This is a genomic window from Pseudoduganella sp. GW821-FHT11H04, from assembly GCF_058807935.1.
On sequence record NZ_JBXARE010000003.1, the window covers coordinates 513,613 to 535,042 of the forward strand.

Annotated in this window: 18 protein-coding genes; 16 read left to right on the forward strand and 2 right to left on the reverse strand. The window is 63.8% G+C overall.

Going from position 1 to position 21,430, the window contains the following annotated elements; genetic code table 11:
• Window positions 1–15 precede the first annotated feature (15 nt).
• The gene (locus tag AC1RTP_RS09445) at window positions 16–777 is read right to left on the reverse strand and encodes a S1 family peptidase (protein ID WP_498606832.1); all 762 of its coding nucleotides are present in this window, start codon (window positions 775–777) and stop codon (window positions 16–18) included.
• Window positions 778–967: 190 nt separating this feature from the next.
• Between AC1RTP_RS09445 and AC1RTP_RS09450 the strand changes: the two genes are divergently transcribed.
• From AC1RTP_RS09450 to AC1RTP_RS09525, 16 genes are read left to right on the forward strand one after another with little or no spacing between them, the layout of a single operon-like run.
• Entirely contained in the window at window positions 968–2,491 is a 1,524-nt protein-coding gene (locus tag AC1RTP_RS09450; protein WP_498606836.1) for an XrtA system polysaccharide chain length determinant, read from the forward strand.
• A gap of 28 nt (window positions 2,492–2,519) precedes the next feature.
• Complete coding sequence (locus tag AC1RTP_RS09455; protein WP_498606838.1) at window positions 2,520–3,521, forward strand: XrtA-associated tyrosine autokinase; 1,002 nt, start codon at window positions 2,520–2,522, stop codon at window positions 3,519–3,521.
• Complete coding sequence (locus AC1RTP_RS09460) at window positions 3,514–5,070, forward strand: TIGR03016 family PEP-CTERM system-associated outer membrane protein (RefSeq protein WP_498606841.1); 1,557 nt, start codon at window positions 3,514–3,516, stop codon at window positions 5,068–5,070. The genes AC1RTP_RS09455 and AC1RTP_RS09460 overlap by 8 nt, the downstream gene beginning before the upstream one ends.
• A gap of 15 nt (window positions 5,071–5,085) precedes the next feature.
• On the forward strand, window positions 5,086–6,117 hold the full coding sequence (locus AC1RTP_RS09465; protein ID WP_498606843.1) for an XrtA/PEP-CTERM system-associated ATPase: 1,032 nt from the start codon (window positions 5,086–5,088) through the stop codon (window positions 6,115–6,117).
• Complete coding sequence (gene wecB, locus AC1RTP_RS09470) at window positions 6,114–7,244, forward strand: non-hydrolyzing UDP-N-acetylglucosamine 2-epimerase (protein WP_498606844.1); 1,131 nt, start codon at window positions 6,114–6,116, stop codon at window positions 7,242–7,244. Before AC1RTP_RS09465 ends, wecB begins: the two co-directional genes overlap by 4 nt.
• Before the next feature lie 2 nt (window positions 7,245–7,246).
• Window positions 7,247–8,092 (forward strand): XrtA system polysaccharide deacetylase, encoded by an 846-nt coding sequence (locus AC1RTP_RS09475; RefSeq protein WP_498606847.1) that lies wholly within the window; start codon window positions 7,247–7,249, stop codon window positions 8,090–8,092.
• On the forward strand, window positions 8,089–9,315 hold the full coding sequence (locus AC1RTP_RS09480; protein ID WP_498606849.1) for a FemAB family XrtA/PEP-CTERM system-associated protein: 1,227 nt from the start codon (window positions 8,089–8,091) through the stop codon (window positions 9,313–9,315). The genes AC1RTP_RS09475 and AC1RTP_RS09480 overlap by 4 nt, the downstream gene beginning before the upstream one ends.
• Before the next feature lie 3 nt (window positions 9,316–9,318).
• A complete protein-coding gene (locus tag AC1RTP_RS09485; protein WP_498606852.1) occupies window positions 9,319–10,563 on the forward strand; it encodes a TIGR03087 family PEP-CTERM/XrtA system glycosyltransferase in 1,245 nt (414 codons plus the stop codon).
• On the forward strand, window positions 10,560–12,107 hold the full coding sequence (gene xrtA / locus AC1RTP_RS09490; RefSeq protein WP_498606855.1) for an exosortase A: 1,548 nt from the start codon (window positions 10,560–10,562) through the stop codon (window positions 12,105–12,107). Before AC1RTP_RS09485 ends, xrtA begins: the two co-directional genes overlap by 4 nt.
• 8 nt (window positions 12,108–12,115) lie before the next feature.
• A complete protein-coding gene (locus AC1RTP_RS09495) occupies window positions 12,116–13,285 on the forward strand; it encodes a TIGR03088 family PEP-CTERM/XrtA system glycosyltransferase (RefSeq protein WP_498606857.1) in 1,170 nt (389 codons plus the stop codon).
• Window positions 13,273–15,168 carry an XrtA/PEP-CTERM system amidotransferase gene (locus AC1RTP_RS09500; RefSeq protein ID WP_498606859.1) on the forward strand — a complete coding sequence of 632 codons (1,896 nt, stop codon included), beginning with the start codon at window positions 13,273–13,275 and terminating at the stop codon, window positions 15,166–15,168. Before AC1RTP_RS09495 ends, AC1RTP_RS09500 begins: the two co-directional genes overlap by 13 nt.
• Before the next feature lie 2 nt (window positions 15,169–15,170).
• A complete protein-coding gene (locus AC1RTP_RS09505) occupies window positions 15,171–16,406 on the forward strand; it encodes a TIGR04063 family PEP-CTERM/XrtA system glycosyltransferase (RefSeq protein WP_498607159.1) in 1,236 nt (411 codons plus the stop codon).
• A gap of 11 nt (window positions 16,407–16,417) precedes the next feature.
• Window positions 16,418–17,494, forward strand: a complete 1,077-nt coding sequence (locus AC1RTP_RS09510; RefSeq protein WP_498606861.1) for a glycosyltransferase family 4 protein — start codon at window positions 16,418–16,420, stop codon at window positions 17,492–17,494.
• Entirely contained in the window at window positions 17,491–18,840 is a 1,350-nt protein-coding gene (locus AC1RTP_RS09515) for a phenylacetate--CoA ligase family protein (RefSeq protein WP_498606863.1), read from the forward strand. Before AC1RTP_RS09510 ends, AC1RTP_RS09515 begins: the two co-directional genes overlap by 4 nt.
• Window positions 18,837–20,123, forward strand: coding sequence for a putative O-glycosylation ligase, exosortase A system-associated (locus AC1RTP_RS09520; protein WP_498606866.1), 1,287 nt, complete (start codon window positions 18,837–18,839; stop codon window positions 20,121–20,123). Before AC1RTP_RS09515 ends, AC1RTP_RS09520 begins: the two co-directional genes overlap by 4 nt.
• The gene (locus AC1RTP_RS09525; RefSeq protein WP_498606868.1) at window positions 20,110–21,105 is read left to right on the forward strand and encodes a polysaccharide deacetylase family protein; all 996 of its coding nucleotides are present in this window, start codon (window positions 20,110–20,112) and stop codon (window positions 21,103–21,105) included. Before AC1RTP_RS09520 ends, AC1RTP_RS09525 begins: the two co-directional genes overlap by 14 nt.
• Here the strand turns inward: AC1RTP_RS09525 and AC1RTP_RS09530 are convergent.
• Window positions 21,102–21,413 (reverse strand): hypothetical protein, encoded by a 312-nt coding sequence (locus tag AC1RTP_RS09530; RefSeq protein ID WP_498606869.1) that lies wholly within the window; start codon window positions 21,411–21,413, stop codon window positions 21,102–21,104. The genes AC1RTP_RS09525 and AC1RTP_RS09530 overlap by 4 nt on opposite strands.
• Window positions 21,414–21,430 lie beyond the last annotated feature (17 nt).

A 21,430-nucleotide genomic window follows, 5' to 3' on the forward strand; every position in this document is an offset into this window, starting at 1 on the left:
TGTCATCCTTGCCTGCTATTTTTGCTGCAACAGCTCCAGCACATGCCTTACAGGGATGGCGTAACTGATGCCGCTCGGGGCGGTGATCGCGCTTTCCTTAGTGCCCTTGACCAGGGTCATATTGATTACTGCAACAACAGTCCCGGTTTCCGGATCATACACGGGGCTGCCACTATTGCTGGGGTATGCCGTACCGTCCAGCTGGTAAATCGTGAACGGCGCGCCACGCTGCAATTGCATCACGGCACGTGGATTGAGGCCGCGCGAGGTGGGTGTCGGCAGGATGGCCGGGGTTTGCGCCGCCAGCAGGGCGCGATGGGTGACTGGGTTGAGACCCAGCAGGATGCCCAACGGATAACCGGTAAACACCAGATTGCTCCCTTCTTCCAGCAACTCACTATTGCCCAGGTTCAGCGCCGGCAGCGGGGTGCCCGTCAGGCGCAAGTGCACCAGGTCGTGCGCGCGGTCGATATTGACCACCGTGGCTTCGCGAAATTGCAGCTGGTCGCCTTTGCCGAGCACGATGCCCAGAGTTTCCAGCTTTTCGGTATCGAGCATGGTCACCGCATGTGCATTGGTGATAACCGAAAGTCCATCGCCCACCACAAAGCCGGTGGCATGGAATACGATGGCAGGACTGCGGGTGCGGTTGAACGTGCCGATACCGACCACGCTGGGCTTCACGGCGGCAATCGTGCGCGTCAGTGGCATTGCCTCTGCAATAGTGCTGGCGCAGCACAGGCAGGCCGCCAGGAATAGTGAAATCAGCTTAGCCATGAGGCCTCCGCAAGGGTGAATTTCCAGGGGGAAATGTTAAATTCTTTTAGTCAGCTGCACGCAACAAGCATAAATTAATAGTAACAGGCGGCGTGTTCTGCTGTATGATAGAGATTAGATGTTATTTAGGCAATATTAGAAGTGGGCATTGCGATAGTTTGCCTGCCTAACCCAAGGATGAGTGATCAAAATGGCAGAATTAACCGCCTTGCTGTTGACCTTTTTTAAGGCAATCGGAAAATACCGCTGGTATGCAGTGGCCATCGCTTGGGTGGTGGCCCTGGTCGGCTGGGCTGTAGTGTATAAGCTGCCGGCCGATTACCAGGCTTCGGCCCGGGTGTATGTCGATACCCAAAGTATCCTGAAACCGCTGATGTCGGGCATGACCACCACGCCTAACGTGGAACAGCAGGTCATGTTCATGCGCCGCACCCTGATCAGCCGTCCCAATGTCGAGCGCGTCATGCGCATGGTGGACCTGGACATCAAGGCCAAGGACACCAAGGAACACGAGAAGCAGGTCGACGAGCTGATGGCCGCCATCAAAGTGACCGGCACTGAGCGCGACGATATCTACACGATTTCCTACAACAACGAGAATCCGAAAATCGCCAAGGACGTTGTGCAGTCGCTGCTGACCATCTTCGTCGAAGGTTCCTTTGGCGGCAAAAAGCAGGATTCTGAAAAGGCCGTGCAGTTCATCGAAGACCAGATCAAGATGTATGAAGAGCGTCTGGCTGCCGGCGAGAACTCGCTGAAGGAATTCAAGATCCGCCACATGGGCTTGCTGCCTCGCCAGGGCACCGATTATTCGAGCAACCTGGGCGACCTGGCCGACAAGCTGGCCCAGGCACGCCTGGAACTGACCGAAGCGGAGCAGGCGCGCAATGCCATCAAGCGCCAGATCGCCGGTGAAGACATGGCGCCGGCCACCGAGCAGCAGATCGCCAATCCGGAAATCGACGGCCGCATCGCCGTCCTGGAAAAACAGCTCGACGCCCTGCGCATGCAGTACACCGAAGAGCATCCGGACATTGTCTCGGCCAAGCGCCTGATCGCTTCGCTGCAGCAGCGCAAGAAAGATGAAGCCAAGAAGGCCGCCAAGAATGGCGACCCGGGCGCCAACTACAGCCCGATGCTGCAGCAGATGAACGTGGCGCTGTCGGTGGAAGAAGCACGCGTGGCATCGCTGCGTGCCCGCGTCGGCGAATATGCGGCGCGCATGGATCGCATGCGTTCGCAAAGCACGGCGGCGCCGGAAGTGGAAGCCCAGTTGGCTCAGCTCAACCGCGACTACACGATCAATAAGGAAAACTACGAGAAACTGGTGCAGCGCCGCGAATCGGCCAAGCTGTCCGGCGACCTCAGCTCGGCGACCGACATGATGAGCTTCCGCGTGATCGATCCGCCTATCGTGCCGCAAACCCCAGTGGGCCCGAACCGCCCGCGCTTCTACTCGCTGGTCTTCGTAGCCTCGCTGCTGGCCGGCCTGGGCAGCGCTTTCCTGATGAGCCAAGTTCGTCCGACCTTCCTCAGCCAGCACAGCCTGCGTGAAGTCACGGGCGTGCCTATCCTGGGCAGCATCGGCATGAACTGGACCGAGCAGCAAAAATCGTCGCGCCGGCGTCGCCTGTACGGCTTCGGCCTGGCAGTGGCCTCGTTGTTAACCGCATTTGGCGGTGTCGTCACCATGACCTTGCTGCGCGCTGGCTGAGCGCCGCAACACTTAGGGAGTCCATCAAGTGAGCATTATTGAAAAAGCAGCCAACCGCCTCGGCCACCCGCGTCCTGCCGACGCCGCCGCCGATGAAAACGCCGCGCAAGCCGCTGCGCCAGTCGCCGCACCCGTAGCAGAAGCCGCCCAGCCGGCGCCAGCCGTTGCCGCCCCCGCAGCGGCAGCTGCTCCTGTAGCAGCTCCGGCCGCCGCCGCCGCCCCAAGCCCAGCGCCTGCCGCCCCGGTTGAACCGGTAGCGCCTGTACTGGCTACGCTGCAGCCGCACGGCGACCACACCCGCCGCACCGCCCACACTGTCGAATTGGACCTGATGCGCATGCATGAAGCCGGCCTGGTCACCGCCGCCGGCGGACGCACCTCGCTGGTGGAAGACTTCCGTATCATCAAACGTCCGCTGATCAAGCGCGCCTTCGCCGCCCGCAAGCCAGGCGACAACCCAGGCAACCTGATCATGATCACCAGCTCGCTGCCGGGCGAAGGCAAGACCTTCTGCTCGATCAACCTGGCGATGAGCATTGCAATGGAACTGGACCACACCGTGCTGCTGGTTGACGCTGACGTGGCGCGCCCTTCGGTGTTGCGCACGCTTGGCCTGCCAGCCCAGCGCGGCCTGATGGACATCCTGCTGGACGACAAGCTCGACATGGCCGACGTCATGCTGCGCACCAACGTCAACACGCTGTCGATCCTGCCTGCCGGCACCAGCTCCCCGCGCGCCACCGAGCTGCTGGCATCGCACATGATGAAGAACCTGGTCACCGAGATCGCGAACCGCTACCCGGACCGTATTGTGATCTTCGATTCGCCGCCGCTGCTGCTGACTTCCGAATCGCACGTCCTGGCGTCGAATATGGGCCAGATCGTGCTGGTGGTGGAGTCGGAACGCACGACCCAGCACGCGGTCAAGGAATCGCTGCGCCAGTTGGAAGGCTTGAACAACGTCAACCTGATCTACAACAAGTCGCGCGAATTCCCGGGTACCGAATCTTATGACTATCACTATGGCTAAGAGCCGCCGCCTGGCCCTGCTGCCTCTGGTGGCGGGCCTGTGTGCGGCTTTTCCTGCCCATGCTGCATGGGATTTCACCCCGCTCGCCAACGCTCGCGCCACCTACTCGGACAACGTCGCGCTGCAGGCTGATGAGAATGCCAAAAGCGGCTTCGTGATGCAGCTGACGCCAGGGTTTGAGTTGGTCAACCGCTCGCAGCGCTTCGAGTTCAGGATGGCCTATATGCTCAACCTGTACACGTATTCGGGCGGCCGCCCCAACGGCGCCCAGCGCCACAGCCAGGACCTGGACAGCACGCTGAAGTCGCGCCTGGTGGAAGACCTGCTCTTCCTCGATGCGCAGGCCACCGTGCACCAGCAAGCCTTGTCCGCCTTCGGCCCGCAGTCGAGCGGCAATGGCTACGTCAGCAACAACAGCAATGAAGTACGCACCTACCGCATCAGCCCTTACCTGGTGCACCGCTTTGGCGCCTTTGCCAACGGCGAGCTGCGCTATACGCGCGACTCGGTCAGCACCGACCACCTGGGCATGCGCCGCAGCGACGGCAATACCCTCAGCACCCACGTCAGCAGCGGCCCGACCTTCCGCCGCTTTGGCTGGGACCTGACCCTGGCGCGCGCAGTCTACGATGAGCAATTGCCGGTCAGCGGCGGCGGCGAGCAATCGCAAACGACCAGCTCCAAGAATGCCAACCTGAACTTGCGTTATGCCGTCACGCCCCAGCTGAACATGGGCGTGTACGGCGGCTACGACGCCTTCGATTACAGCGGCTTGGGCGGTTCCCAGTCCGGCACCGCTTATGGCGGCAACCTGGCGTGGACGCCGTCGGCGCGCACCTCGATCGAGGCATCGGCCGGCCACCGCTTCTACGGCCCGAGCTACAGCCTGAACCTGCAGCACCGCAGTCGCAGCACGGTGTGGAATGTGCTCTACAGCGATGCCGTGAGCACCAGCCGCAGCCAGTTCCTGCTGCCGCAGGCGGTCGATACCGCCTCCATGCTGGACCGCCTGTTCCGTGGCCAGATCACCGACCCGCTGCTGCGCGCTGCCGCCGTGCAAGCGTATATGAAGCAGGCCGACTTGCCGCCTACGCTGGCGACCGCCGTCAACTTCCTGAGCAACCGCTATTCGCTGGTCAAGCAGCTGAATGCGTCGGTGGCCTGGCAGCTGGCGCGCACTACCACGACCTTCAGCCTGTACAAGAACAAACGCGAAATGCTGTCCAGCCAACAAGTGGATAGTGTCCTGCTGGGCAATTCGCTGCTGACGCTGAACGACAATACCGAACAGGTCGGCGCGATGGCGACCGTCAGCTACAAGCCTGGCGCGCAAACCGTGCTGACCCTGATCGGCAATGCTTCCAACACCAAATCGCTGAGCGATGACCGCCACGCCAATCACCGCGATGTACGCCTGAACCTGGCGCGTACCTATAGCGCGCGCCTGAGCGCCAGCGTGGAATTGCGGCACGTGAAAGGTGCTACGGGCCTGGGCAGCGTGCGTTACACGGAGAATGCCGTGTCCGCGATGCTGGCATCCAAATTCTAAGCACTAGGGTTTCTCATGTATGAAAGTTATTATGGGCTGAGCGACAAGCCCTTCCGCCTGCGGCCCGACCCGCACTTCTTCTATGGCAGCAAGGGCCACAAGCGGGCCATGGCTTACCTGGAATACGGCCTGTCGCAAGGCGAGGGCTTCATCGTCATCACCGGCGAAGTCGGTGCCGGCAAGACCACCCTGGTGCGCAACCTGTTCAACCAGATCGAGTCGGACAAGATCGTCACCTGCCACCTGGTCAACACCCACCTCGATTCCGACGATGTGCTGCGCGGCGTGGTGGGCGGCTTCGGCCTGTCCTGTGAGGACACGGCCAGCAAGACCACCCTGCTGGGACGTCTGGAACTGTTCCTGCGCCAATGCGAGCAGGACGGCCGGCGTGCACTGCTGGTGGTTGACGAAGCGCAGAACCTGACGCCGAAAGTGGTGGAAGAATTGCGCATGCTGTCCAACTTCCAGACCGACGACAAATCGCTGCTGCAGACCTTCCTGCTGGGCCAGCCGGAATTCCGCGCCACCCTGCACAGCCCCGGCATGTCGCAGCTGCGCCAGCGCGTGATCGCGACTTACCACCTGGGGCCGATGGACAGTACAGAGAGCCAGGCCTATATCGAGCACCGCATGCGCACCGTGGGCTGGAGCGGCAATCCGCACCTGACTCCGGCCGCCTATGCCGCCGTGTTCGAATACACCGGCGGCATCCCGCGCAAGACCAATCATTTGATGGACCGCCTGCTGTTGATGGGATTCCTGGAAGAGATGACGGAATTCACCGATTCCGACGTCGACACCGTAATCCGCGATATCGCGCAGGAATTCCAGCCGCCGCCAGCCGATGCGGCGCCGGCCGAGCCGGGCCACAACGGTGCGCATCATCCTGGCGCAGAGCCTGAAATGACGCTTGGCGGCCAATACCCGGCCGTGCTGGACGAGCGCATGATGCGCGTCGAGAAATCCCTGACGTCGGTACTGTCGATCCTGAAGAAGATCGTGCGTTCGCCGTCGTCCTATAACATCCATCAGGACAGCAACGAATGAGTCCCTTCCGTATCCTGTGCGTCGTCGGCGCGCGGCCGAATTTCATGAAGATGGCGCCGATCATGGCCGCCTTCGCGCAGCTCAAGCCACAAGTGGAAGCGCTGCTGGTGCACACCGGCCAGCACTACGACGTGGCCATGAACCAGCAATATTTTGATGCCCTCGGCATTCCAAGCCCGGACATCAACCTGGAAGTCGGCTCCGGCAGCCACGCCCAGCAAACCGCCGAAGTGATGAAGCGCTTCGAACCGGCCATGGACGAAGTGCAGCCGGCCGCCGTGCTGGTGGTGGGCGACGTCAATTCCACCATCGCCTGTGCGCTGGTGGCGGCCAAGAAGGGCGTGCCCGTGATCCACGTGGAAGCGGGCCTGCGCAGCTTCGACCGCGCCATGCCGGAAGAAATCAACCGCCTGCTGACCGACCAGCTGTCGGACCTGCTGTTCACCACGGAGGAAAGCGGCGCCGAGAACCTGGCCAAGGAAGGCATTGGCGGCGAACGCGTGCACTTCGTCGGCAACGTGATGATCGACACCCTGCGCGCCAACCTGGCGCGCGCCATCCCGGCCGGCAAAATCGCCGCCGACGCCGGCCGCCCGGACTTCAAAGCCGGCAAGGGCGAATACGCGGTGTTGACCCTGCACCGTCCATCGAATGTGGACGACAAGGCCGTGCTGCAAGGCTTGCTGGAAACCGTCGCGAAAATTTCGACCACCACGCCGGTGCTGTTCCCTGTGCACCCCCGCACCCGCGCCACCATCGAGAAGTTTGGCCTGAGCCACCTGCTCGACCGTCCGGAAGTGCTGCTGCTGCCGCCTATGGGTTACCTGGAGATGCTGGGCCTGATGAAGGATGCGCGCGTCGTGCTGACCGACTCCGGCGGTATCCAGGAAGAGACCACGGCGCTGGGCACTGCGTGCATCACGCTGCGCAATAACACCGAGCGTCCGATCACGGTCGACGAGGGCACCAACACCATCGCCGGCAACGACCCGGCGCACATTCTGGCCGCGTACGAAGCGCAGATGGCAGGCGCCGGCAAGGCCGGCCGCATCCCGCATTTCTGGGATGGCCGCGCCGCCGAACGCATCGCCGCCATCGTCCTGGATTGGCTGAAGGCGCGGAGCTGAACATGGGTACGGCAGTACGCAATGCGATGACCATCGATGTGGAAGACTACTTCCAGGTGTCGGCGTTCGCGCCGCATATCAGCCGCGAAAGCTGGCCGCAGCGCGAGTGCCGCGTAGAAGCGAATATCGACCGCGTGCTGTCCATCCTGGAGGCGGGTAATGCCAAGGGGACCTTCTTCACCCTGGGCTGGATCGCCGAGCGCTATCCGGAGATGGTGCGGCGTATCGTGGCCGGCGGCCACGAACTGGCCAGCCACGGCTACGGCCACCTGCGCGCCTCCGACCAGTCGCGCGAGCAGTTCATGGAAGACATCTCGAGCAGCAAGGAGATCCTCGAGGATATCGGCGGCCAGCAGGTAATCGGTTATCGCGCGCCGAGCTTTTCCATCGGCCCCGGTAACCTGTGGGCGCTGGATGCGCTGCAGGAGGCGGGCTACCGCTACAGCTCCTCGATTTATCCGATTGCGCATGACCACTACGGCATGCCGGACGCGCCGCGCTTTGCCTTCCATCCGAATGGCGAGCAGGGATTACTGGAAGTGCCGATCACCACGGTGCGTATCGGCCAGCGCAACTTGCCCGCGGGCGGCGGCGGCTATTTCCGCCTGCTGCCTTATGCGCTGTCGCGCGCCATGATGCGCCGCGTGAACAAGGAAGATGGGCAGGCGGCGATTTTCTACTGCCATCCGTGGGAACTCGACCCGGGCCAGCCGCGGCCTGAAGGACTGGGGCTGAAGACGCGCTTCCGGCATTACGTCAACCTGCACCGCATGGAGTCGCGCATCAGGGCTTTGACGCGCGATTTCGCGTGGGACCGCATGGATCGTATTTTCCTGGGGCAGCCATGACGTCGATTATTGAAGCGGCTGCGGAACGACGCGCAGCGCGGGCCAAGGCGGAAGCGGAAGCTGCGACTGCATTAGCGGTCGCAGCCGGAAAACCGGCAAACCAGTGTCAGGCACAAGAGCCTGACACTTGCCACGCGGCCGCCGCGGACGGGTGTCAGGCTCTTGTGCCTGACACCGGGTTACCGGTTTTAGTCCAACTGCTAGGAACAGGCGCCGAAGAACGCGCCCGCTGGGACGCCTTCATCCAAGCCTGCCCCGAAGCCACCTTCTTCCACCGCGCCGGCTGGCAAACCATCCTCGAGCAATGCTACGGCAAGCAAACCTGGTTCTTCTACGTTGAAGAGGGCGGCGTGATCACCGGCGTGCTGCCGCTGGCGCGCATGAAAAGCCGCATGTTCGGCCACTACCTCGCGTCCTTGCCTTTCTGCGTCTATGGCGGCGTGGCCGCGACCACCGACACCGCCCGCAAGCTGCTCGACCAGGCCGCCGAAGAACTGGCCGCCTCGCTGAACGTCGGCCACCTCGAATACCGCAACTACGCGCCCGCCCACCCGAACGATCCGAGGTGGCAAGGCAAGGACCTGTACTACACTTTCCGCAAAGAGATCAGCAGCGACGACGAAGCCAATATGAACGCCATTCCGCGCAAGCAGCGCGCGATGGTGCGCAAGGGCATCAAGTGCAATCTCGAAGGCGTGGTGGACGATAATGTCGATCGCATGTTTACCGCCTATGCGCATAGCGTGCATCGCCTCGGCACCCCGGTCTTCCCGAAAAAATACTTCGCCATGCTGAAGGAAGTGTTCAAGGACGACTGCGAAGTGCGCGTCATCCAGCAGGACGGCAAATTGGTGGCCGCCGTACTGAGTTTCTTCTTCCGCGACGAAGTGCTGCCTTATTACGGCGGCGGCATGGACATTGCACGCGACGTTGCCGGCAATGACTTCATGTACTGGAACCTGATGCAGGCTTCCGCCGCCAAGGGCTACCGCGTATTTGATTTCGGCCGCAGCAAGAAGGGCACCGGCGCTTTCGACTTCAAGAAGAACTGGGGCTTCACCGCCCAGCCGATTCCTTACGAATACCAGCTGTTCGCTTCCGACACCATGCCCGACGTGAACCCGCTCAATCCGAAATTCCAGCTCTTCATCAAGCTGTGGAAGACGATGCCGATCCCGCTGGCCAATGCGCTCGGCCCATTCATCGTCAAGCACCTGGGATAAATCGTGGAAGACCTGCTGTTATTGGTGCATCGTATGCCCTATCCGCCCAATAAGGGCGACAAGATCCGTTCCTGGCACCTGCTCAAGCACCTGGCGCAACGCTATCGCGTGCACCTGGCGACCTTCGTCGACGACCCGGACGACTGGCAGCACGTGCCGGTGCTGCAGGAGATCTGCGCCTCGACTCATTTCGTCGGCCTTGCACCGCGCGCCGCGCGCGTGCGCAGCCTGGGCGCGCTGCTGCGCAACCGCTCGCTGTCCTACGACTATTACCGCAACGCCGGCATGCAGCGCTGGGTCGACGGCACGATGCGGCAGCATGGCATCGGCCGCATCGTGGTGTTCTCTTCGCCAATGGCGCAGTATGCCGACGCCTGGCCGCAAGCGCGCCGCGTGATTGATTTCGTCGACGTCGATTCCGACAAATGGCGCCAGTATGCCGAGCGCAAGGTATGGCCTGCCAGCATGGTATTCAGCTATGAAGCGAGCCGCCTGCTGCGCTATGAGCGCGAGATTGCCGCCAGTTTCGATGCCTCGCTGTTCGTATCCGAGCCTGAAGCGCAGCTGTTCCGCAGCCTGGCGCCGGAAAGCGCCGCGCGCATCGGCAGTTTCAGCAACGGCGTTGATACCGCTTTCTTTGCGCCGAATGACTATGCCAATCCATATGCCGCCGGCGAGAAAGCGCTGGTGTTCTGCGGCGCCATGGACTACTGGCCGAATATCGACGCCGTGCAATGGTTCGCCGCCGAAGTGCTGCCGGCCTTGCGCGCGCGCGACCCGGCCGTGCGCTTTGTGATCGTCGGCGCCCGACCGGCGGCCGAAGTGCAGGCGCTCGCCAGCCAGCCCGGCATCACCGTGACCGGCACCGTGCCCGACGTACGCGCCTACGTGGCGCACGCTACCCTGTCAGTGGCTCCGCTGCGTGTGGCGCGCGGCATCCAGAACAAAGTACTGGAAGCGATGGCCATGGCGCGCCCGATCCTGGTCACGCCTCAGGCGCTGGAAGGCATCGAGGCTGAAGTCGGCCGCGAACTGCTGCTGGCCGCAGATGCGCAGCAATGGATAGACGCCGCGACGCAAGCGCTGGCCGGCCCGCAAGCGGCGCTGGATGCGCTGGGCCAGGCGGCACGTGAGCGCGTGCTGTCGGCTTACAGCTGGGACGCCCGGCTGTCGCCGTTGGACCGAATGATCGAAACCCAGGCTGCGCCAGCTACTGCGCCAGCCCCAGCCCTGTGGACGACCGCATGAATACCCTACCTTCCTCCGGACCGGCTGCCGCGGCAGTCGAGGCGCCCGCGCCGCAAGCAGGAGCGCGCAATGCGCTGCTGGTGGCGCTGGTCATGTTGCTGCCGCTGCTGGTGTTCCATGCGACCGCGCTGGACCTGGCCAGCATCTGGCATCGCTCCGAAACTTTCGCGCACGGCTTCCTGATCCTGCCGATCAGCCTGTGGCTGGTGTGGCGCCAACGCGCCGCGCTGGCGCAACTGCCGCTGCAACCTTACTGGCCTGCCTTGCTGGGATTGGCCGCCTGCGGCGCCGCCTGGCTGTTGGCCGACCTGGTCGAAGTGGGCATCGTGCGTCAGTATGCGCTGGCCTTCATGTTGCCGTTGACGGTGATGGCGGTGCTGGGCAAGCGCATCGCCTGGGCCCTGCTGTTCCCGCTGTTCTTCATCCTGTTCGCGGTACCGGTAGGCGAGGGCTTGATCCCGCCGCTGATCGACATGACCGCCAATTTCACCATCGATGCTTTGCGCTTGACGGGCATCCCGGTCCTGCGCGACGGCAATAGCTTCTCCATCCCGACCGGCAATTGGTCGGTGGTGGAAGCGTGCAGCGGCCTGCGCTACCTGATTTCCTCGATCACCCTGGGCTGCCTGTTTGCCTACCTGAGCTATCGCACCGCGTGGCGCCGCGCCGCCTTCGTGCTGGCCTCGGTGATTGTGCCGCTGGTGGCCAACGGCCTGCGCGCCTATATGATCGTGATGATGGGGCACCTGAGCGGCATGACCATGGCAGTCGGCGTCGACCACCTGATTTACGGCTGGGTGTTCTTCGGCATCGTGATGCTGCTGCTGTTCTGGATTGGCGGTTTCTGGCGCGAAGACCACCAAGCTGCCGCCGCTGCTTCGGCCACGGCGGTTCCACTGCTGCCGCTGCCAATGCGTTCACTGGCCGGTGGCGCCGTTGCGGTCCTGGCCGTGCTGGCAGTATGGCCGGCCGTGGCAGGCCGTGTCGACCAGGCCGGCCCGCAGGCTGCGCCCGTCACGCTGGCGCTGGCCTCGCCGACGCCCGCTGGCGAAGAGTTCACTGCGTGGGAACCGGACTTCCCGGCCGCTACGACTACCTTGCGCAAGAGCTTTGCCGGCAAGCAGCCGGTTGGCGTGACCGTGCTGTTCTACCGCGACACCCCGGGCGGCGCCAAGCTGGTCAGCTCCACCAATCGCATCGGCATGAACAAGAATGAATTCCGCGAAAACAGCAGCGCCCTGCGCGACGAGAACTTCGCCGGCCACCACATGGCCGTGCGCGAAGCCCTGCTCGGCGTGGAAGGACGGCGCCTGCTGGTGTGGCAGTGGTACTGGGTCAATGGCAGCATGACTAGCAGCAACTATGTTGGCAAATTGTTACAAGCGCAGGCGAAATTACTGGCGGGCAGCGGTGACGGTGCTGCCGTAATGGTATTCTCGCCCTACGATGAAGACCCAGCCGTGGCGCGCACTGCCTTGCGTGCCTTCCTGGACAGCAACCTGAAGCCACTGGAGCAAACCCTGGCCAGTACCCGGCGTCCCTGATTCTTGCCATGAACGACATTCCTCTCATCGTCCACCTGACGTATACGCTTGATTTTGGCGGCATGGAAAACCTCATGGTGGAGCGCATCAACCGCATGCCGGCCGAGCGCTATCGCCACGCCATCGTATGCCTGACGCGCATCAACCCTGAGTTCGTGAAGCGCATCAACCGGCCTGGCGTCACCGTCTGTTCCCTGGAAAAACAGCCCGGCCTCTCGCTTGCCACGCATGCCGCGCTATGGCGCCTGCTGCGCCAGATGCAGCCCACTGTGCTGCATAGCTATAACTTCTCGGCCATCGAATATGCACCGGCTGCACTGCTGGCCGGCGTGCCGGTGCGCGTGAACGGCGCCCATGGCCGCGACCACACCGACCCGGACGGCAGCAACCGCAAACATAATTTCCTGCGCCGCCTGATGCTGCCTTTCTACGACGTGTGCTACGCCAATTCGGCCGCCATGGAAAAGTGGAACCGTGACGTGATCGGCGTATCGAAGGATAAGAGCCGCATGCTGGCCAACGGCACCGATGCGGAACGCTTCCGCGTACGCCGCGATGGCGAAGCGCGCCCCTTCTTCAATAACGGCGAGGTGGTGATCGGCACCGTCGGCCGCGCGCAGGACGTGAAAGACCACGCCACCCTGGTCGACGCCTTCCTGCTGCTGCGCGAGCTCATGCCGCAGTACCGTGAAAAGCTGCGCCTTGCCATCGTCGGCGACGGGCCGCTGCTGCAAAAGCTGCGCGATAAGGTGGCAGCTGCCGGCGCGGCCGACGTGGTGTGGCTGCCGGGCGCGCGCAACGACGTGCCGGAAATCCTGCGCAGCTTCGATATCTTTGCCATGTCGTCGATCGCAGAAGGCACACCCGGCTCCGCGCTGGAAGCCATGGCCAGCGGCCTGCCCATCGTGGGCACGCGCGTAGGCGGCATCCCGGAAGTGATCGACAACGGTATCACCGGCCAGCTCGTGCCGGCATCGAATGCGGCAGCCATGGCGTCGGCGCTGAAACACTATGTGGAGGCGCCGGCTCTTGCGCGCCGCCACGGCCAGGCGGGCCGCGACAAGGTGCTGCGCAAATACAGCATGCCGGCCATGGTGGCCGCCTACCAGGACATGTACGACAGCTTGTGCGAACGCAAGCTCAAAATAAGAAGGCCAGTACCATCATGTGCGGAATAACAGGGATCATGGATGCGCGCGGCGGGCGCGCGGTCGACGAGGCGCTGCTGCGCCGCATGAACGACACCCAGCACCATCGCGGACCCGACGAGGGCGACACCTATATCGAACCAGGCATTGGCTTCGGCCACCGCCGCCTGTCGGTGATCGACATCGCCATGGGCCAGCAGCCGCTCGGCAACGAGGATGGCAGCGTCATGGTCTGCTACAACGGCGAAATCTACAACTACCGCGAATTGACCGCTGAGCTGAAAGAACTGGGCCATACATTCAAGACCAAGAGCGACACCGAAGTCATCGTGCACGCCTGGGAGCAATGGGGCGAGGATTGCGTGCACCACTTCCGCGGCATGTTCGCCATCGGCCTGTGGGACCGCAACAAGCAGGTGATGTTCCTGGCGCGCGACCGCCTGGGCGTCAAGCCGCTGTTCTACGCCATGACTCCGGACGGCTGGTTCGCTTTCAGCTCCGAATTGAAGGCGCTGCGCATGCATCCGTCGCTGCCGCGCGAGATCGATCCGCGCGCCGTGGAAGACTACTTCGCCTACGGTTATGTACCGGAGCCGAAGACCATTTACAAGGGCGCGCTCAAACTGTCGCCGGGCTTCCGCCTGACCCAGAAAGTCGGCGCGCCATTGGCCCAGCCCGAGCAGTTCTGGGACGTGCCGTTCAAGCTGCACGAAAAGATGACCGAGAGCGACGCCCAGGGCGAGCTGGTTGAGCGCCTGCGCGAAGCGGTGAAGATCCGTCTGGTGGCGGAAGTGCCGCTGGGCGCTTTCCTGTCCGGCGGCGTCGATTCCTCCGCCGTGGTGGCGATGATGGCAGGCCTTGGCGACGGCCCGGTACACACCTGCTCGATCGCCTTCAAGGACAAGGCTTTCGACGAATCCGAATATGCGCAGAAGGTCGCGCAGCAGTACAAGACCGATCACTTCGTCGAAACCGTCGACACCGACGACTACGGCCTGCTCGACACCCTGGCCGGCCTGTACGATGAACCGTATGCCGACAGCTCCGCCATCCCGACCTACCGCGTGTGCCAGCTGGCGCGCAAGCGCGTGACGGTGGCCCTGTCCGGCGACGGCGGCGACGAGAACCTGGCCGGCTACCGCCGCTACCGCTATGCGATGGCGGAGGAGAGCGTGCGCGGACGCATCCCGCACGGCCTGCGCAAGCCGGTGTTCGGCACCCTGGGCCGCTTGTACCCGAAGGCCGACTGGGCGCCGCGCGTGTTCCGCGCCAAGACTACCTTCGAAGCGTTGTCGCGCGACCTGGTGGAAGGCTATTTCCACGGCGTCTCGATCATGTCCGACGCGATGCGTGCGCAGCTGTTCTCGGACAAGTTCCGCCAGCAGCTGCAAGGCTACCGCGCCATCGAGGTGATGCGCGGCCATGCGGACAAGTCGCCGACCGACGATCCGCTGTCGATGATCCAGTACCTGGACATGAAGACCTACCTGCCGGGCGATATCCTGACCAAGGTGGACCGCGCCTCGATGGCGCACGCGCTGGAAGTGCGGGTGCCGCTGCTGGACCACAAGCTGGTGGAGTGGATTTCCGGCTTGCCGCCGGAAATGAAGCTGCGCGGCAGCGAGGGCAAATACATCTTCAAGAAGGCGATGGAGAAATACCTGCCGGAAGATATCCTGTACCGCAAGAAGCAAGGCTTTGCGGTGCCCCTTGCAGCATGGTTCCGCGGCCCGTTGCGCGAGCGCGTGCAACAAGCCTTGCTGGGCCCAAACCTGGCTGCCACCGGCATCTTCAACCAGCAGTTCCTGCGCCAGATGGTGGAGCAGCATTTGAGCGGTCGCCGCGATTACAGCGCCCCGATTTGGACGGTGCTGATGTTCGAAGCCTTCCTGCGCAAGGAAATGGCAGCATGAGCATCCGCATCCTCCACGTTCTCGATCACTCGATTCCGCTGCACAGCGGCTATACCTTCCGCACACGCTCCATCCTGCGCGAACAGCGTGCGCTGGGCTGGCAGACTTTCCATATCACCGGCCCGAAACAAGGTAAGGTCGACGTGCTGCGCGAAACCGTGGACGGCCTGGACTTCTTCCGCACCCAACCTGCAACGGGCCTGATGGCGAAACTGCCGGTACTGAACCAGGTGGCCGTCATCGACGCCCTGGCCGCACGCCTGCTGGAAGTTGCGAAAGAGGTCAAGCCGGACGTGCTGCACGCCCATTCGCCGGCCCTGAACGCCGTCGCTGCGCTGCGCGTGGGCCGCAAGCTGGGCATCCCGGTGGTGTACGAAATCCGCGCCTTCTGGGAAGACGCAGCGGTGGACCACGGCACCAGCAAGGAATGGGGCCTGCGCTACCGCATGACGCGCGCGCTGGAAACCTGGGCCCTGCAGCGCGTGGACTTTGCCACCACGATTTGCGAAGGCTTGCGCGCCGAAATCGCCGGCACGCGCGGCATCCCGGCCAGCAGGATCGAAGTGATCCCGAACGCAGTCGACATCGCGGACTTCGCGGTGGGCGGCCAGCCCGAGCCGCAACTGGCCGCCAGCCTGGGCCTGGAAGGCAAGACGGTGCTGGGCTTTATCGGCTCCTTCTATGCCTATGAAGGCCTGGACCTGCTGCTCGACGCGGTGCCGGCCATGCTGGCCCAGCGTCCCGAATTGCGCGTGCTGCTGGTGGGCGGCGGGCCGCAGGACCAGGCTTTGCGCGCCCAGGCCGAACGCCTCGGTATTGCCGGCCAGGTAGTGTTCACCGGCCGCGTGCCGCACAGCGAAGTGCAGCGCTATTACGACCTGGTCGACGTGCTGTGCTACCCGCGCCACAAGATGCGCCTGACCGACCTGGTGACGCCGCTCAAGCCGCTGGAAGCGATGGCGCAAGGGCGCCTGATGGCCGCCTCCGATGTCGGCGGCCACAAGGAATTGATCGAGGACGGCCGCACCGGTGTGCTGTTTAAGGCGGAAGATCCGCGGGCGCTGGCCAGCAAGGTCCTGGCGCTGCTCGATGCGCCGCACACATGGCAGGAATTCCGCCTGCAGGGGCGCCGCTTCGTGGAAGCTGAGCGCAACTGGGCCGCCAGCGTGGCGCGCTACCGCCATGTCTATGGAAGTGTGCTTGGCGCCGGCGCCGCACGCGATGCGGTGGCGGCATGAGGGATACGGCTATGGATCGCCTGAAAGTCGGGTTGGTGGGGCCGCTGCCACCGCCCTCGGGCGGCATGGCCAACCAGACTTTGCAACTGGCCTCGCTGCTGCGCAGTGAAGGCGTGGAAGTGGAAACGATCCAGGTCAATGCCCCCTACAAGCCGGCGTGGGCGGCCAGGCTGAAAGGCGTGCGCGCACTGTTCCGCATGCTGCCCTACCTTGGCGCGCTGTGGTCGGCCGCCGGCCGCGTTCAGGTCTTCCATGTGATGGCCAATTCCGGCTGGTCCTGGCATTTGTTCGCAGCACCGGCAATCTGGATCGCGCGCCTGCGCGGCAAGCCGGTGGTAATCAATTACAGGGGAGGGGAGGCCGATGCCTTCTTGTCCCGCTCACGCCGCGCGGTGGGCGCCAGCCTGGCCCGCGCCGATGCGCTGATCGTGCCGTCCGGTTTCCTGGAAGCGGTGTTCGGCAAATACGGCTTTGCCGCAAGCGTGGTACCCAACATCATCAACCTGGAGCGCTTCAATCACGCTCCCGCCGCGCCGGGCGCGGGCCCGCGCCTGCTGGTAGCACGCAACTTGGAACCTATCTACGACAACGCCACGGCGCTGCGCGCCTTCGCCCTGGTGCGCGCCGCGCAGCCGCACGCCACCCTGGTGATCGCCGGCTCGGGCCCGCAGCGCGCCGAGCTGGAAATCCTGGCGCGCGAGCTGGGCGTGGCCGACCGCGTCACTTTCACCGGCCGCGTCGACAACCACGCCATGGCGCAGTTGTACCGCAATGCCGACATGATGCTGAACTGCAGCCTGGTCGACAATATGCCCAATTCCGTGCTGGAGTCGCTGGCCTGCGGTGTGCCGGTTGTCAGTACCAATGTGGGCGGCGTACCCTACCTGGTGGAAGACGGCCGCACCGCGCTGCTGGTGCCTGCCGCCGCGCCGGAGCAGATGGCGCAAGCCGTGCTGCGCCTGTGCGCCGAGCCGGCGCTGGCCGCCAGCCTGCGTGAAGCCGGCCTGCACCAGGTGCAGCAATACACCTGGCACAATGTACGTCCGCGCCTGCTGGACGTCTACCGCAGCGTAATGAGCCCGACATGATGTACACCGCCCTCGTATCCAAGCTGATCTTCCCGCTGCAGGAGCGCTTCAAGCAGCACCGCAGCGTATCCGTGCGGCGCCAGATGGAGCAATCGCAGTATTGGCCCGAAACCCGCCTGCGCGAGCTGCAGCTTGAACGCCTGCGCACTTTATTGCAGAAGGTGCAGGCCAAGGTGCCGTATTACCGCGACCTGTTCCGCGAGCTGGGCTTCGACCCGGCGCGCGACCTGCAATCGCTGGACGACCTGCGCCGCCTGCCGCTGACCGACAAGGCCACCATCCGCAAGGCCGGCGAACGCATGAAGGCGGAAGATGCCGTCGGCCTGGCGCGCTTCAACACCGGCGGCTCCAGCGGCGAGCCGCTGATTTTCTTCATCGGCAAAGAGCGTGTCAGCCACGACGTTGCCGCCAAGTGGCGCGCCACGCGCTGGTGGGGCGTGGATATCGGCGACCCGGAAATCGTGGTGTGGGGCTCGCCCATCGAACTGGGGGCGCAGGACCGCATGCGCGCCTGGCGCGACCGCGTGATGCGCACCCGCCTGCTGCCTGCCTTTGAAATGTCGGCGCCCAAGCTGGACGGCTTCGTGGACGCCATCCGCGAGCGCCGCCCGCGCATGCTGTTCGGCTATCCGTCGGCGCTGTCGCACATCGCACGTTACGCGCGCGGCAAGGGGCAGCGCATGGACGACCTGGGTGTTAAAGTGGCCTTCGTCACCTCCGAGCGCCTGTACGACGAACAGCGGCAGCAGATCGAGCAAACCTTCGGCTGCCCGGTGGCCAATGGCTACGGCGGGCGCGACGCGGGCTTCATCGCCCACCAATGCCCTGATGGCGGCATGCACATCACGGCCGAGGACATCATCGTGGAAACCATCGGCGCCGACGGCCAACCGGTGGCGCGCGGCACGCCGGGCGAAATCGTGGTGACCCACCTGGCAACGGGCGACTTCCCCTTCATCCGCTACCGCACCGGCGACGTCGGCGTGCTCGATACCGAGCCATGCCGCTGCGGCCGCGGCTTGCCGCTGCTGAAGGAAATCCAGGGCCGCTCCACCGACTTCCTGGTGGCGCAGGACGGCACCGTGATGCACGGCCTGGCCCTGATCTACATCCTGCGCGACCTGCCGCAGGTAAAGGCATTCAAGATCGTGCAGGAAAGCCTGCAGCACACGAACGTGCAAGTGGTGCTGGAGGGCGCGCTGGACGAAGCGCTGCGCGACAAGATCGTGGCCGGTTTCCGCGCCCGCCTCGGAGCGGGCGTTGAAGTGGCGGTCGAACAGGTGGCGCAAATCGCGCCGGAAAAATCGGGCAAGTTCCGTTACGTAATCAGCAAGGTGTCGACATGAGGGACGTACTCATTACCCTGATGGTGTTTGGCTCGCTGCCCTTCATCCTGCGCAACCCGTCGTACGGCATGGCGGCCTGGATCTGGATCAGCGTGATGAATCCGCATATGCAGGGCTGGGGCTTTGCGCGCACCTTCCCGTTCGCCGCGATTATTGCCGTGGTCACCATGGTGTCGATCCTGATCAACCGCGAGCGTTTCCGGCTGCCGATGACTGGCGTGGTGTGGGCCTTCCTGGCCTTCGTCGCCTGGATGACGTTAGGCACGCTGTTCGCCTTCTACCCCGACCGGGTCGGCGAGCAGCTGAACAAAGTCCTCAAGATCATGGGCATGTCGCTGATCGTGCTGATGCTGCTGAAGAACCGCGAACACGTCAAATGGCTGATCTGGACCGTGGTGATTTCGCTCGGCTTCTACGGCGTCAAGGGCGGCATCTTCACCCTGGTGAACGGCGGCGCCTACCGCGTGTGGGGGCCGACCGGCACCTTCATCGACGGCAATAACGAAATTGCGCTGGCGCTGGTAATGAACATCCCGCTGATGTATTACCTGATGGACCAGATCGAAAACAAATGGGGCAAGCGCGCCATGCTGGCGTCGATCGGCCTGTGCGCGATCGCCTCGCTCGGTTCTTATTCGCGCGGCGCGGCGCTGGCGCTGGCAGCCATGCTGGCCTTCATGTGGCTGAAGAGCAAGCACAAGATCAAGCTTGGCCTGGTGCTGGCCATCGTGGTGCCGCTGGCGCTGATGTTCATGCCGGAGCAGTGGCACTCGCGCATCGACACCATCAACAGCTATGAGCAGGATGCTTCAGCCATGGGCCGCATCAATGCCTGGAGGATGGCGTTCAATCTTGCCAATGATCGCCCGCTGTTTGGCGGCAGCTTCGAGGTCTACACGCGTGAAATCTTCTCGCGCTACGCGCCGGTGCCGGACGATATCCACGCGGCCCACTCGATTTATTTCCAGGTGCTGGGCGAGCATGGCTGGGTGGGCCTTGGCCTGTACCTCCTGCTTGGCTTGATGACCTGGCGCGCCGGCACCTGGGTGCTGCAACACGCGCGTTATGTGGATGAACTCCAGTGGGCATGCGATATGGTGCGCATGATCCAGGTTTCGCTGTTGGGCTTCATGGTGGGTGGCGCCTTCCTTAGCCTGGCGTATTTCGACGTGCCGTATTACCTGATGGCGGCGCTGGTGGCGATACGTTTGCTGGTCGAGAAAGAGCTGACGCAGCGCGCCAGCCAGGCCGTGATAAGGAGCGAAGCCGATGCCGTGGCTTGACTCCCTGGCCGGTCCGCTGGAACGCCGCCTGCTGGATTGGCTCTCGCCCGGCGGCGCCCACGGCTTGTCCATCCTGATTTACCATCGCGTACTTCCGCAGCCCGACCCGCTGTTCCCGGGTGAAGTGGACCGCGTGGAATTCGATAAGCAGCTGGCGCTGCTCAAATCGCGCTTCACTGTGCTGCCCCTGCTGGAAGCGGTGCGCCTGGCGCGCTCGGGTCGCCTGCCTGCGCGCGCGGCCTGCATCACCTTTGACGACGGCTATGCCGACAATGCGGAAGTGGCGCTGCCGCTGCTCCAACAGCATGGCCTGCATGCCACCTTCTTTATCGCCACCGGTTTCCTGAACGGCGGCCGCATGTGGAATGACAGCGTCATCGAAACCGTGCGCATGGCGCCGGCCGGCGTGCTTGATGCGCGCCACCTGGGCCTGGGCAGCCACCCGGTCAACACGCTGGACGAGCGCCGCGCCGCCATCGGCGCCCTGATCGGCCAGCTCAAATACCTGCCGATCGCGGAGCGGCAGGAGCAGGTCGACAAATTGGCCCTGTTGGCTGGCGGCCCGTTGCCGACGCGGTTGATGATGGATGATGAACAAGTGCGCCAGCTGCACCGCGCCGGCATGGGCATCGGCGGCCACACCGTCAACCACCCGATCCTCGCGCGCCTGCCGGCCGACGAGGCGCGCGCGGAAATCGCCGCCGGCAAGGCTGCATTGGAACAGTTGACCGGGGCGCCGGTACCATTGTTCGCCTATCCGAACGGCAAGCCGGGCACCGACTACCAGGCCGAGCACGTAGCAATGGTGCGCGAACTAGGTTTCGAGGCGGCAGTGTCCACCGCTTGGGGCGCCAGCCACGCGCCCGACTTTTTCCAGCTGCCGCGCTTTACGCCGTGGGACCGCAGCCCGCGCCGCTTCACGCTGCGACTGGCGCGCAACTTGCGGCTGGCGGCGCAGACGGTGCAAGCGGCAGCCGCTTAAGCGTCCGGGTTCTTACGCAATCGTGAAAGCAGGGCGGCGGTTTGCTCACTGAGCGGCAAGCCGTGCCGCCGCAACAGCTGCACATGCAGCACCAGGTTTTCCAGCACCAGCTTGGCTGATACCGCAAGTAATGTCAGGCGGCGGTCCTCCTCGCTGAAGGTCTCCATCGCGTCGGCCATTTCGCACAGATGGTTGGCCACCAGCTCGCGCAAAGCCTGTTCATCAAAGGGCAGGTCGGCGAAATCGATCGGGTCTTCCTGCTCCACTTCATGCATCAACAGCTCGAGTTCTTGCGGGGTGATACCCATGCGTGGCTCCGGTTATG

Bases quoted from the DNA above. Each gene is read 5' to 3' on its own strand.
- AC1RTP_RS09510 (WP_498606861.1), top strand. From the start codon at position 16,418: ATGGATCGCCTGAAAGTCGGGTTGGTGGGGCCGCTGCCACCGCCCTCG.
- AC1RTP_RS09525 (WP_498606868.1), top strand. From the start codon at position 20,110: ATGCCGTGGCTTGACTCCCTGGCCGGTCCGCTGGAACGCCGCCTGCTG.
- AC1RTP_RS09520 (WP_498606866.1), top strand. From the start codon at position 18,837: ATGAGGGACGTACTCATTACCCTGATGGTGTTTGGCTCGCTGCCCTTC.
- AC1RTP_RS09500 (WP_498606859.1), top strand. From the start codon at position 13,273: ATGTGCGGAATAACAGGGATCATGGATGCGCGCGGCGGGCGCGCGGTC.
- AC1RTP_RS09495 (WP_498606857.1), top strand. From the start codon at position 12,116: ATGAACGACATTCCTCTCATCGTCCACCTGACGTATACGCTTGATTTT.
- xrtA (WP_498606855.1), top strand. From the start codon at position 10,560: ATGAATACCCTACCTTCCTCCGGACCGGCTGCCGCGGCAGTCGAGGCG.
- AC1RTP_RS09465 (WP_498606843.1), top strand. From the start codon at position 5,086: ATGTATGAAAGTTATTATGGGCTGAGCGACAAGCCCTTCCGCCTGCGG.
- AC1RTP_RS09480 (WP_498606849.1), top strand. From the start codon at position 8,089: ATGACGTCGATTATTGAAGCGGCTGCGGAACGACGCGCAGCGCGGGCC.
- AC1RTP_RS09460 (WP_498606841.1), top strand. From the start codon at position 3,514: ATGGCTAAGAGCCGCCGCCTGGCCCTGCTGCCTCTGGTGGCGGGCCTG.
- AC1RTP_RS09475 (WP_498606847.1), top strand. From the start codon at position 7,247: ATGGGTACGGCAGTACGCAATGCGATGACCATCGATGTGGAAGACTAC.
- AC1RTP_RS09445 (WP_498606832.1), bottom strand. From the start codon at position 777: ATGGCTAAGCTGATTTCACTATTCCTGGCGGCCTGCCTGTGCTGCGCC.
- AC1RTP_RS09450 (WP_498606836.1), top strand. From the start codon at position 968: ATGGCAGAATTAACCGCCTTGCTGTTGACCTTTTTTAAGGCAATCGGA.
- AC1RTP_RS09515 (WP_498606863.1), top strand. From the start codon at position 17,491: ATGATGTACACCGCCCTCGTATCCAAGCTGATCTTCCCGCTGCAGGAG.
- AC1RTP_RS09530 (WP_498606869.1), bottom strand. From the start codon at position 21,413: ATGGGTATCACCCCGCAAGAACTCGAGCTGTTGATGCATGAAGTGGAG.
- wecB (WP_498606844.1), top strand. From the start codon at position 6,114: ATGAGTCCCTTCCGTATCCTGTGCGTCGTCGGCGCGCGGCCGAATTTC.